Source organism: Halogeometricum borinquense DSM 11551, from assembly GCF_000172995.2.
Lineage (GTDB): Archaea > Halobacteriota > Halobacteria > Halobacteriales > Haloferacaceae > Halogeometricum > Halogeometricum borinquense.
The window spans coordinates 1,673,677-1,686,141 of the sequence record NC_014729.1 but is presented as its reverse complement, the minus strand read 5'-3'; the positions used below and the strand labels follow the sequence as shown (position 1 = coordinate 1,686,141).

The following is a 12,465-nucleotide window of genomic DNA, read 5'->3' as shown; positions in this document are numbered from 1 at the left end:
GAGTGAGAATATCTGAATTGTTTCGCAGGGCTTGACATCAGCTTTGATTCTACAAACGCTGATTCCGGAGAATCGCTAGTTCTGTGCGGGGCGGGCTCTGACATGATCTCCAAAATTGCGCCTGCTGCAATCAAGGAGCGAGCAATTATATTGGATGGCTATCAAGTTCGCGGTACGAATGGGATTTCGGTCTGCGAACGAGCGGACGCCTCCGAGCAAAGATTCCTCGTCCGTTCCGTCTATTCAAGAGCTGACGGGAGGCTCGAATCGGAATCGGAGTCGTGGTGGCGGTGGGGGTTCGCTGACGCCCCGAGAGTGTGAATCTCGCTTCGGGGTAGAGATCTACATGGACGGGCTGGAGACGAAGATTCAGCGACTGGCCAAGAAACACGGCGCAGATCAAGTTCGGCAGTGGGCCGACGAAGGCATGACCGTCGATACGATGGGTAAACCCCGAGACATGCGTGCGTTCCGTGAACGGCAAAAACAGCGTCCTGCCGAAGTCCCAAAGGATGTCGAACGACGGAACGCTAAATCTGTCCAGCGCAGTCGTGGCGCGCATCATGAGGCGTCAAAGGCTGGTGACGCGAACGTCCCTGATTCGGTTCGGGACGTGATTTCCTCGCCCGGAAAGCAACTCGATAGCTCGATTCAGCGCGCGATGGAAGATCGGATGGGCGACACCCTCGGTGACGTGCGTATTCACACGGGTCCATCGGCCGCGAAAGCCTGTGAAGACATCAACGCTCGTGCCTTTACTGTCGGCAATCACATCGCGTTCAACCACGGCGAATACGATCCGAGTTCGGCGGAAGGCCAGCATATTCTCGCCCACGAGTTAGCGCACGTGCGCCAACAAACTGGTGGCGCGGTATCGATGCTTCCGCAGACGGGCGAAATCGAAATCGATCCCGACGAGCGTCTGGAACGCGAAGCTGAGGAGACTGCAAACCGCGTGATGCGAGGTGGGAAACTCGGTATCTTCCGGATGGGGAAAGCCAGCGTACATGTCCAGCGTATACCCGATAAGCAAAGTAGTCTAGAACGCTTCACAGATAGTGATAGGGATCATCCACCACATCCAATAAAAAACCAGAGTGCCACATTCGGAACAGCCAGCTCAAACGACTATCGAACAAATTTCTTCGAAGCTTATCCATGGCTTGAGGGAGAGGTAGTAATCCACCACGCGGTAGAACAACAGGTACAGCAACTGTGGCCCGAGTTGGTAACTGACTCCGAGATGCACTCGCTGGAGAACTTACGGGGCATCCCCAAAGAACTGAACGCAGAGATACACCTGAGCCAGATCAGGAAAGAATGGGATGACTTTTATTTGAAACACAAAAGTCCAGATAAACAACAACTACTAGACAAAGCGACCGAGATCGACGATAAATATGGAGATATGTTCGAACCCTCTGTGAGGGACTGAATCTATGACCGAGTATTATACCATCGAACCCGAAGTTGCTGGACAGTTTGGCGAAAAAACCGAGATGGACCGATCTGTTCACCCACCAGACGTAACGAAACTCCATTACGAGTTTCACGGCTGGTTAGGTGATGACCTCCTGACTACAGTATCTAATTTCGTAATCAGTGAGGAGTTGAAGAATACTCTCTCGTCAAGCGACCTATCAGGATATGAAATTGACGACGTAACGATCTCGAAATCGCCTCAGTTCGAGGAACTACATCCAAACATGGAACTCCCCGAGTTCTACTGGATGCAGATTGTCGGAGATGCGGGACAAGACGATTTTGGTATCTCAGACAATAATCGTTTAATTATCTCCAGAGAGGCCCTTGATCTACTAGAGACTGTTTCGATTGAACAAGCAGAGGTGAAAGAGTTCGACAGAGAAAACAACAGATAGCAGAGTCTAGAATCAGTAAGAACAGGACTGTTAGGCAGAATCGGAGATAGAGATCCTCCAGTTCGAATTTGATGTGGATGGGGATAATCTGTTGAATTCGATGGACTGGTATCTTGTGAGGAGTCACACCTGCCGGACGAAAACGACTACCTCGCGGTCCCACAGGCCGAGGTGGTACGTCTTCGATCCGTACGCGTCTCCGAGTCTGTCGCCGACGCCGCCGGACAAACCGGGTTCGGACACGACTATCGGCGGCGTAGACTCGTTGGCCGCGCGTTCATCGAACGTCGTCAGATTCTTCGTACTCACGGTGTCGGCGTCGGCGCGCTCGAAGTACCACGGGAGCGGAAGCCTGTTACCCCAACTCTCTACGACCGGCGGGAACTCATTGCCGGGGTCCCACGCAGTAGCGTACTTCGACCCGACGTACAGCACTTCGGGTGTCGTCGGGTCGTCGTCCGCGATTGCAGTCGCGTTCTCAACGAGAGCAGTCATGTCGTCGCTGGGTTGGGCAAACTGCGCGAGTTCGTTCGTCCGGTCCGAGGGCCCGTACACGTCCGTGGCAGTGACGGCACCAGCCTGTGCAACGACGGCGAGAAGCAGGAGAATGACGGCGGCGACGGTGGTTGCGTCGCGTTCATCGCCGCCCGCAAGCGAGACGGCGCGTCGGAGAAGGGCCGCGCCGCCGACGGCGGCGAGCGGCGAGAGCGGCAAGACGACGTGAATTGCCACCCACGGCGCAGACACCTCCGTCGCCACGGGGAAGATGGCGAACGCGGCAGCGCTCCAGTAAGCGAACGCATCGAGTAGCGGTCGGCGCTCCGAGGAGACGTAGCGGTTCCAACCAAAGACGGCGACGGCGGCGACAACTATCGGGAGCCCAGCAGTAGCGAGTGTTCCGGCAAGGTCACCGACGTACGGGAACAGTTCGTGCGTCCAGTGCGGCCAGCGGTGGGCGACGCGGACGCCGAAGAACGACCAGAGCGCGCCGACGGTGGCCTCGTAGAGGACGAGATGCCACGTCGTAGGTTTCGTGAGGCCGACATCGACGTGTGGCCCGGCGCGCGGGGCAAAGCAGAGTATCGTCGTTCCGAGGAACAACAGGAACGCTCGGGCGGCAGGAACCGTTCGTCCGGCGATGCGGGACCGCACTGAATCGATGAGTCGGCGCGCAGACGTTCCGCCATCGACCACGGCACTCGGTTGATCGACGAGGAGGATGACGACGACCACCCCACACAGTACGTAGGCGGCAGCGAATCCCGAAGAGGCAAAAGCGAGCGCCAGCGCGATACTGCCGGCGTAGGCGTCGCGTCTGCTCCGCCGGTCGTAGGCGCGCAGCGTGAATCCGGCGAACGCGAGGGCGAAGAACGCGAGCGGTACGTCGCCGCGAAGGAATCGCGAGTAGTAGACGAAAAGCGGGTTGAACGCGAGGAAAGCGGCGAAGACGAGCGACTCAGCGTCGTCGAATCTGTCCCGGAAGAGGAGAGCGCAAAGCGGAAGCGCCGCGCCGAGAACGGCGACAGGGAGGCGGGCCGTCATGTCGGAGACGCCGAGGACGGCGAAAACGAGTCTGTCGAGGTGGTAGAGGAGGGGGCCGCCTGCGATTAGGCGGTACTCGAACGCACCAGTCTCCAGATAGCGGAGTGCCCAGTAGCCGACGCGGGCCTCATCCCAGTGGAACGGGCGGCTACCGAGACCAACGAGACGAGCGAGGAGGGCGAGAGCGGCGAGCGCGACGACGGCGAGGGTCACGCGGTCGGTCCGGAATTCGAGACCGAAAACCCCCACCGAGGCGTCGTCTGACGCATCTCCGGATGACATGAGAAAGACTCCCGCGTAATCGGGTAGAAGCTTTTTGGTCGCGTCCCTGCACACGACGCTGTCATCGAGACGAACCGAGGCGGTTCGGAAGGCACAAGCACCGCGACGGCCGACGACCCGACATGACAATCGTGGAATCGCTGCCACCGCGGCCGTTGTCTGCGAAGGAACTCATGGATCTGAATCGGTCGGACGCCCTCGAACTTGCAAGTCCTATCGAAGAGGAGGGAGACGCAAGCGGCGTCATCGTGGCCACCGACTCGTGGGTGAAGGGCCTCGTCTTCGACGAGGACGGTGGTGGGTGGAGCGTCGTCGAGACAGTGTCACTGTCGGATAACGAGCGAATCGACGGTCTGCAGACGTGTGAGGAGGCAATCCTCGCCTTCCGCGGCGAATCTGTTAGCGACGACGAGTAGCCTCGGTTCGTGAACAGTTTCTAATCGCTGCCGCCCGTAGCAGTTGGTATGTACGAACGAATACTTGTGCCGACAGACGGGAGCAAAGCGAGCCAGGGAGCCATCAAACACGCAATCGACATCGCAAAACAGTACGACGCGACCATCCACGCGCTCTACGTCGTCGATTCGGGGACGTACTCCTCGCTGGAGGCGGGATCGAACATCGTCGCTGAAGCACTCAGAGGGGAAGGTGAAAAGGCCGTCGAGCAAGTGGTGTCGGCCGCCGACGACGCGGGTGTCGAGGTAACGACGAGCGTTCAGAACGGAACGGCACACAGAGATATCCTCAATTACACCGAGGAGAATGACTGTGATCTCGTCGTGATGGGAACGCACGGCCGGAGCGGACTGGACCGGTACCTCCTCGGGAGCGTCACTGAGAAAATCGTTCGCAGTTCGGATGTCCCCGTCCTCACCGTCCGGTCCCACGAAGAAGCGTGAAGTCCGCTCTCGACTGCGCCGTCACGACGACGGACCGGATATTTTCTGCCAGTAAGACACGAACTGTCGGACGGAGAGAGACCTCGCTCACCAGTATTCCCTTTGCCAGTGTGTACAGAGCGTCTATATAGGACACAGTGGCCAAAAATATGTCATACTAGAGTCAGTTTTATCACCGAACCGGGTGACGGTGTCATCTATGCTGTGTCACGGACGCTCTCCGTACGCCGAACGTCCGTGAGACTGCGGAGTGCCACAACGCATGTCCCAAACAGACGAATCCCAATCCAGCGACGCCGATTCGACAGAAAAAGCGAGCGAAACGGTACACAGAGAGTATCTTCTTGATGTCCGAATCGTAGCAGTACGTGACGGGGACGCTGAGACGAGATACCGGTTCGAGGCTCCGCACCACGTCGGAGCAGTGTTCGAGGACCCGGAACTCGCAGAGTTGTACGCTGACGTGTACTTCGATGTGAACGGATTCGACGAAGCCGGAACAGGGGACCGAGGCGTGCCACCTGAGATCATTCAAGCTGGTCGAGACACGCTCGCGGCCTACTTTCTCACCCGCCCCGGCATCGACACGGACTGGGTCGCGTCGTTCTTCGGCGTGAAACGGGAGCGAATCGAGACGTACGTAGAGTGGGTTCGTCAGCGCGGAACGGAAATTCGTGCCGGTGCGCGTGATGCTGGGCTGGAGTGACATCGCCTCCGCGTAACGGCGTCGGAGCGACTGCGAGAGAGACCCAGCGGCCGTAAGAGAGACCAGTCGGCTGTGAGAGAGGTCGAACGCATCCACCCATTTGGGGACACATAGGTATAGACATATCTAAATCAATACCGCATATTTTGAGAAATTAATCTATGTTTAGCACTATAGAGTACTGTTTTCACACACTATTTACGTCAAAGCATTATAAAATTATTTTAACAGTCCTGTCGTCTGTCGCCCCGTATGGTCGAATTCACTCGACGGAAACTGATGGCGACATCAGTGGCTGCGGCACTCGGGGCAAGCGTTGCTGGAACGGCGGCGGCGGAAGACGGCGACACGCCGCACGCACCGATGGTGAAGGGCGAACTGACGCGGTTTGCGACGACGGCGTTCGGTGCCGAGGTGACCGGGCCGTTCGTCACGCAAAGCGGCACTCTCATCTTCAGTCTCCAACATCCGAGCAGACAGAATCCGGCACCGTTCAACACCGGCGGAATCGGCTACGTGAAGGGATTCTCATTCGGGGACGACGACGACGTACAGGAGATTGGTATTCCGAACACGAAAGAAAAGCAGTCGAAAGTTCGCGTCGGCAACGGCGAGTACGTCCTCCTCGCACAGGAGGGCGACAACATCGGAGACGACGAAGACCTCGGGATTCCGACGACGCCAGACGGAGTCAATATCTCGCAGTTCGACGGCACTCGGTACTCCGATTTCGGCTACACGCCGGACATGAACCAGTTCGTTCCGACAAACGAGGACGGGACAAAGGGCGTTCTGTTCACGAACTTCGAGGCGAGTCCGGGTAACGTTACGCGGATGCCCATCGAACAGGATGAAGATGGCGGATGGACTGCGGACCGAGAGAACACGACGAACCTCGCCAACACCGAGGCGATGCGTGAACTCGGTGGCACGCGCATCAACTGCTACGGCGACCGGAGTCCGTGGGGGACGCCGCTATCGGCCGAAGAGGAGTACGCACACCCGCGTCTGGCCGGAACTGCCACGACGAGTGACATCATGGATGCCGGAAGCGGCGTCGGCTACCGTGGCGCGTCGCAGTTCTGGAACCGACCGAACCCCACCGAAGTCGGCTCCTCGGAGTGGTACGACGAGTACAACGACGGCGTCTATCCGCAGGGCGCGTTCGCCCTCGCCGGACTCGAACTCCACGCGTACTACCTCGGCGCAGACCCCGTGGGCGACGAGACACCCATCGGAGACACGTATCCGAACGTCTACCGCACGGGCTACATCGTAGACTTCCGCAAACCCGAGTGGGCGGAACCGAAACCGGTCAAATACTACGTCTTCGGCCGCGCGGCGTGGGAAGCGCCGGACGTGCAGTCCGACGAGAAGACGGTGTATCTCACCTCCGACGGCGACACCAAAGGGCTGTACAAGTTCGTCGCCGACGAACCCATCCCGAGTTACGACGATCCGATGGACGTGGCGGGAACGCTCTACGCGGCGAAAGTGACCAACGAGGACGCCGCAAAGAACAAACCGCCCGCAAACGTCGATCTCGAACTCGATTGGTTGCCGTTGAGTCACGCGACCAACCGAGAAGTCGCCTCGTGGATAGCCGAGTACGACGACGTCACGCAGGTTGACTACCTCGAAACCCATGCCGAGACGGACTGGCAAGAGGACTTCGAGGCGGCACTCGCGGAAGCCGACAAAGCGGTCGCAAAGAACGGCAATCAGGACTTCATCACCGACGAGGAGATTCAGGCGTGGGCAAACAAATGGACCGACGACCCCAACGCCGTCGTTGACGACGAGAGCCTGCGCAAGGTACCGTTCCTCGAAACTCGCGCCGCCGCGAAGGCAATCGGCGCGACGGTCGAGTTCCGCAAGAGCGAAGGGATCGACAGCGTCGAAGACGCACAACCCGGCGATTACATCTATCTCGGCATCTCCGAACTCAACGGCGGGATGAGCGACCAGCACGGCGACCTGCGGATGGACCGCGTTGACGGTGGCCTCGTTTACCGCGCCGAAATCGAGGCGGACTACAACATCTCGACGCTCGAACCCGTTATCGTCGGCTCCGACGCCAGCGACCCGGCGGACGTGGCGAACGACTCCGTACTCAACATCGACAACGTGTTCGTGATGGACGATGGGCGCGTCCTCTGCTGTGAGGACGCCGACAAATTCGGCCGGTCGTATCCGAACGACTGCATGTATCTCTACACGCCCGACGAGTTGGGGGCAATCGGTGACGGCGACAGAAACAACGGTCACGGAAACGACGCTGACGGCGACGACGAAGGGAATCCCGGAAACAGCGAGTAAAACGGCGATAGCAGCGAACTCAAGCCTCCGAATCGCTCACCACGCGCCCGACGTTCCCCCTAATCCCGACCTTTTTTTGCCGACCGAATCGCTCTATAAAGAGTTTTGGCGCGGTCCCGCAAATCGCATGCTATGACTGAGTACACCGTCGAGTTCGTCGGGACGGGCGAGTCGATTCAGGTCTCCGACAAACAGACGATTCTCAAGGCCTGTATCGAAGAGGGCATCGCACAGGAGTACTCCTGCCGAGTCGGCATGTGTCTGGCGTGTTCCGCAGAGATTCTGGAGGGTGACGTCGTCCAGCCCGCCGCTCGCGGCCTCACTGAGGAAGAGCGCGAAGAATATGCGCTGACGTGCATGGCACGTCCGCAGAGCGACCTCAAGCTGAAACGGGGCGTCTACCCACCGAGCATCGAAGAGGACGCTGCGTCCGCTGCAGCCGCTGCAGACGACGACTGAACGGCGACTTCTCCGCGGTAGCTCCGAAACAGGGGACAGCCGGTGATGGCCATCCGTCGCTTGCCGTTCCCGGGAGTGGTATCAGTCGGACAGCAACTGCTGCGCTCGCGCATGCGAACCCAGGGTCGGTGTCGGCGACTGACTCAGTCCGCTTGAGATACCGCGCAGTTGTTCGGGCCGAGTTCCAACTCGAACGCCTCGTCGTCTTCCACCTCACTCCGCCCGAGATTCATCTCGATGATCTCCTCGTAGTTCGCTGGGCGCGGTGGCATGTCGTCGAGAACGTACTCGACGAACTCCGCTTCGTCCATCGAGAGCGCCGGGAGACGGTCCCGTAACGTGCCGAGACGTGCTGTATAGGTTCCATCCACAGCGCGCTCGGTGGCCTCGCCGCAGTGTGCCGGGGCAACTCGAACGTCGTCGTCGAACGTACCGTACACCGACTGGAACGTCTCGTACAGTCGCCGCGCGGCGTCTTCGGCACCCTCGTCGCCGTGTTCTAAGTCGGGGCGGGCGACGCTGTCGAGGAAGAGACCGTCCCCGGAGAAACAGCTGTCATCGATTTGGAAGGCGGTCATCTCCGAAGTGTGCCCCGGCGTGTGGACGGCCGTGAGCGTCACGTCGCCGACGTGGATTTCGTCGCCGTCAGAGACGAGCTTCGTCGCGGAGTCGGCTACGAGACCACGCGCTTCAGCGGCGGCGGGATACACCGGCGTTGCGTCCACTGCATCGGCCAGTTCGCGGACGCCACTTACGTGGTCGGCATGGACATGTGTGTCGATGACGGAGACGATGTCCGCGCCGTACTCGCGGGCGTCGGCGGCGTAGCGGTCCACGAACTGTCGAAGCGGGTCGATGACGGCCGCTTCGCCACTGGAGACGAGCATGTAGGCGAGACAGCCGCTGGAAGGGCGGCGATACTGGAACACCGTCGCATCGGCATCTGTCGGCACCGTCTCGGAGACATAGACGTGCGCCCATCCGCGCATCCCGTCTTCAAGATTCTCTGCGTTATAGCCCACATCCCGGAGGAGTTCCGCCACGTAGTCGCTTGCTTCACCTCGCCCGCAGACGGCGACCACAAGTTCGTCGGGGTCGAGTCCCGCTTTGCGGGCCGTCTCTTCGACCGTTCCCTGCACTTCTGCGGTCATGAACTTCGAGTAGGGAACGAGCGTCGTCGTCACGGAATCGCCGTCGATGTGCCACGCGTCGTACTCCTCGCGGTTTCGAACGTCGAGTAGCGTCACCGACTCGCCCCGTTCGAGTCGGTCGTGAAGCTCCTCGGGTGTCATGTCTGACTAGTGGATCGTTCGAGGAATATAGCTGCCGCCCGGAGGCGTTATTCGTCGGACGGATTCGACGGTTCGTCGCCCGACCCCTCAGCCTGACGGACCGACTCGGGCATCTCGTCTACCCCACCGTCTGTCCCGACCGACGAGAGCGGAGGTTCGGTATCCGCACTGGTGGGAGTCCCGTCTGAACTTGCAGACTCTCCACCATTGCCCATGTCGAGGCGCTTGCTCGACTCGCGGATGGCTTTGATCTGATTCGTCTGTTCTCGGCTTGCGTCGGCCACCTCGTCAACCTGCGAGGCGACGTTCTTCGCCTGTTCGCGCGTGTTCTCGACCGCACCAGTCACCTGCTCTGCGCTCATCGCCTGATTGTCGGTCGCGTCAGCCACCTCCGCGATGCCCTCGGTCGTCCGTTCGACCGCTTCGACGATTTCGCTGAGGCTGCTCATCGCCTCGCCGCCGAGTTCGATTCCCTCGTGAAGCTTCTCGGTCGTCTCGGTCAGGCTCTCGACCGTTTCACCGGCTTCCGACTGGACGCTGTTGACGGTCTGCTCGACTTCGCTGGCCTGCTCTTGTGACTGCTCTGCCAGCGATTTGACCTCCTCTGCAACGACGGCGAACCCTTCGCCCGCTTCGCCCGCACGGGCCGCTTCGATGGAGGCGTTCAGCGCCAAGAGATTCGTCTGTTCTGCGATGTCGTTTATCGTCTCGATGACCTCGTCAACCTCGTCTATCTTCGTTTGCAGGCGTCGAACGTCCTCTGAGGCTTCTGTGGCCGCTTGGCTCACCTCCTGCATCACTTCGATGGCTTCGTTCGCCGCGGTTTCGCCTTTCGAGGCGCGCTCGGCCGCCTCCAGACTCGTATTCTCGACCTCTTCGGCGGTGGCGGCGATCTCCTCGACTGTCGCACTCATCTGCGAGATTTCTCCGGCGACCGCTTCCATGTCCTCGACCTGCTCTGTCGCAATATCGCGGATGTCCTCAGCACGTTCGGTGACAGTAAGAGAAGATTGGTGGACTTCGTCGATAGGCTCACGCAGTTCGCGTTGGACCTGTGTGGTCAGCTGACGGCGTCGCTCGGCTTGTTCGCGTGCCTCTTGACTGTACGAGTGGATGTACGTCTCCATCGCCACCTGCTGATCGAGGAGAAACAGCTTCAGAAGCGAAATCGACCGGTCTACGACGGCGTCTACTGCGTCGTCTACGTCGCCATCGGCGGTGCTGCTGCGGAGTTGCGCGAACAGACCATCTGTATCGTCCGACGACCCGCTGAACTCCTGTTTGACGTCCGCCCCGATTGCTTCGATGAGATTCTCGTAGTAAATGGAGTATGCGCCGAGGTAGAACTTGGGCCCCACGTCGAGCATATCGTGAATCTTCCCGACTCGTGCCCGCCGTTCGAAGTACTGTTTGCCGTACTCTCCGCTCCCGAGCGATTTGAGATAGGCGATCTGGTCCCGCTTGAGAGCGTCGAGACCCTTGCTCGACCGGCCGATAATCTCGTTCGAGTTCTCGTCGCTCGTGAGTTGGTCGTAGAAATCATCGACCACATCTTCGGCGATACCGTCGAAAAGCGGCGAGAGAGATTCCAACCTTTCGACATCTTCCGCTCCGAATCGATTGAACGACTTTCGCCATGCGATTTCCTCGTCATCGAGGCCCATCGTCGCGGCGAGTTCAGATCCGTCCACGGTACGTCGGTTGGCATCGGTCACGGCCAACCCTTGGTTATCCATGTCCCCCGTGACTATAGTCAGACTATTCAACCTTTCCGTCAATTACCAAATTTGATACTATAAACGGGGAGAACATTCAGGGCCGCTGCGGACGAGCGTCCGATATGGACGGAGAGACGTTTCGTGCGGTTGTTGAAGACGACAAACAGACTGAGCTGGAACGCCTCGGCTCTCAACAACTGTTAGTGGCGTTGACTGACGCAGATTTGACACGCGAACGCGTCCTCGAGGTGGCGGCAGCGAGCGAACACGCCGCACGCGAGACGTTCCGTAAGTGGGCCGACGACGAGGAGAGCGAGACGGCGCAGGGGGCGTTCACAACCGTCGCCGAACAAGAGGATACCCATCTGCGACGCGTCACGAACGAACTCGATAAAGAGTGGGAATCGGACGACGAACCAGGACCGATGCACTCGTATCTGCGTGGTCGCACGGAAACGGTCGAACGTATCGCGGGCGGGATGGTCGGCCGCCCGCTCGTCAGTCAGCAGACCCACAACCAACTCATCGGCTTCTTCATCAACGAAGCCGACGAGGCGACAGCGGATATCTTCCGCGATCTGAAGGCGGAGACGAACGAGACGCTCGAAGCGGGACTCGACCTCCTTGAGGAAGTGTGCGCAACCGAAGACGACTGGGAGACGGCACAGATGGTCGCTGGCTATACGATTCAACTAGCGTACGACGACTACGCCGACGCACTGCAGGGACTCGGGTTCGATCCGCGGTCGGTGTGCTAATGCCCGAAGTCTGTGGCCGCGTCGAAACCCTCTGGACGAGTCCGGAGGACGGCGCGCCGATGGAGTCCCACGAGTCCATCGAGGTCGTCGAGGGTGGGATCCGCGGCGACCGCTACCTCCGCGGCACGGGCTACTACTCGCCCTACGACGTGTGCGAGGTCACGTTTGTCGCCGCCGAGGCGTTAGAGACCATTCGAGAAGAGACAGGGATCGACCTCACCGACGGCCGACACCGCCGGAACATCGTCGTCCGCGGCGCAACGCTCCACGACCTGTTGGAGACGACGTTTCGCGTCGGCGATGCGACGTTTCGTGGGACGCGACCCCGACCGCCCTGTGCGCACGTCGAAGCGGTCGCCGGAGAGGAAGGCGTTGCACGCGCCCTGAAACGGAAGCGGGGCGGAATCTGCGCGAACGTCGTCACCGGCGGGACGGTCGCAGTCGGCGACGAACTCGAACTGATCGAGGACGACCCGCGGACCGTCGGAGAATCCATCGTAGACCGACTCCGTGAGTCGTCTGTCGAAGAGTAGCGTCACTCACCTTTCGGCTCGAGACCGCCCACCTCGTCGGACGAGAGTTCAAGTACGAATACGGGACCACTCCGCGA

At 59.8% G+C, this 12,465-nt stretch carries 12 protein-coding genes; 9 read left to right on the top strand and 3 right to left on the bottom strand.

Annotated elements, in window-relative coordinates; translation table 11 throughout:
- Positions 1-178: 178 nt before the first annotated feature.
- Both HBOR_RS19690 and HBOR_RS08455 read left to right on the top strand, forming a co-directional pair.
- On the top strand, positions 179-1,435 hold the full coding sequence (locus HBOR_RS19690) for an eCIS core domain-containing protein (RefSeq protein WP_394295391.1): 1,257 nt from the start codon (positions 179-181) through the stop codon (positions 1,433-1,435).
- Between the two features lie 4 nt (positions 1,436-1,439).
- Positions 1,440-1,880 carry a hypothetical protein gene (locus tag HBOR_RS08455; RefSeq protein ID WP_006054864.1) on the top strand — a complete coding sequence of 147 codons (441 nt, stop codon included), beginning with the start codon at positions 1,440-1,442 and terminating at the stop codon, positions 1,878-1,880.
- Between the two features lie 123 nt (positions 1,881-2,003).
- On the opposite strand, the gene HBOR_RS08450 is transcribed toward HBOR_RS08455, so the two are convergent.
- Positions 2,004-3,704: a flippase activity-associated protein Agl23 gene (locus HBOR_RS08450; protein ID WP_006054863.1), complete on the bottom strand. Its 1,701-nt coding sequence runs from the start codon at positions 3,702-3,704 to the stop codon at positions 2,004-2,006.
- Positions 3,705-3,826: 122 nt separating this feature from the next.
- On the opposite strand from HBOR_RS08450, the gene HBOR_RS08445 reads away from it, so the two are divergent.
- The 5 genes from HBOR_RS08445 (at position 3,827) to HBOR_RS08425 (ending at position 8,087) form a co-directional block, all read left to right on the top strand.
- On the top strand, positions 3,827-4,120 hold the full coding sequence (locus HBOR_RS08445) for a hypothetical protein (RefSeq protein WP_006054862.1): 294 nt from the start codon (positions 3,827-3,829) through the stop codon (positions 4,118-4,120).
- A 48-nt stretch (positions 4,121-4,168) separates the two neighbouring features.
- Positions 4,169-4,603: a universal stress protein gene (locus HBOR_RS08440; RefSeq protein ID WP_006054861.1), complete on the top strand. Its 435-nt coding sequence runs from the start codon at positions 4,169-4,171 to the stop codon at positions 4,601-4,603.
- 262 nt (positions 4,604-4,865) lie between these two features.
- Positions 4,866-5,309, top strand: coding sequence for a hypothetical protein (locus HBOR_RS08435; protein ID WP_006054860.1), 444 nt, complete (start codon positions 4,866-4,868; stop codon positions 5,307-5,309).
- A gap of 252 nt (positions 5,310-5,561) precedes the next feature.
- On the top strand, positions 5,562-7,628 hold the full coding sequence (locus HBOR_RS08430) for an alkaline phosphatase PhoX (RefSeq protein ID WP_006054859.1): 2,067 nt from the start codon (positions 5,562-5,564) through the stop codon (positions 7,626-7,628).
- Positions 7,629-7,760: 132 nt separating this feature from the next.
- A complete protein-coding gene (locus tag HBOR_RS08425; protein WP_006054858.1) occupies positions 7,761-8,087 on the top strand; it encodes a 2Fe-2S iron-sulfur cluster-binding protein in 327 nt (108 codons plus the stop codon).
- 143 nt (positions 8,088-8,230) lie between these two features.
- On the opposite strand, the gene HBOR_RS08420 is transcribed toward HBOR_RS08425, so the two are convergent.
- Together HBOR_RS08420 and HBOR_RS08415 are read right to left on the bottom strand one after the other, a co-directional pair.
- Positions 8,231-9,379, bottom strand: a complete 1,149-nt coding sequence (locus tag HBOR_RS08420) for an MBL fold metallo-hydrolase (protein WP_006054857.1) — start codon at positions 9,377-9,379, stop codon at positions 8,231-8,233.
- A gap of 47 nt (positions 9,380-9,426) precedes the next feature.
- On the bottom strand, positions 9,427-11,115 hold the full coding sequence (locus HBOR_RS08415) for a globin-coupled sensor protein (protein ID WP_006054856.1): 1,689 nt from the start codon (positions 11,113-11,115) through the stop codon (positions 9,427-9,429).
- A gap of 104 nt (positions 11,116-11,219) precedes the next feature.
- On the opposite strand from HBOR_RS08415, the gene HBOR_RS08410 reads away from it, so the two are divergent.
- Positions 11,220-11,855, top strand: coding sequence for a hypothetical protein (locus HBOR_RS08410; protein ID WP_006054855.1), 636 nt, complete (start codon positions 11,220-11,222; stop codon positions 11,853-11,855).
- A complete protein-coding gene (locus HBOR_RS08405; protein ID WP_006054854.1) occupies positions 11,855-12,388 on the top strand; it encodes an MOSC domain-containing protein in 534 nt (177 codons plus the stop codon). Before HBOR_RS08410 ends, HBOR_RS08405 begins: the two co-directional genes overlap by 1 nt.
- Positions 12,389-12,465 lie beyond the last annotated feature (77 nt).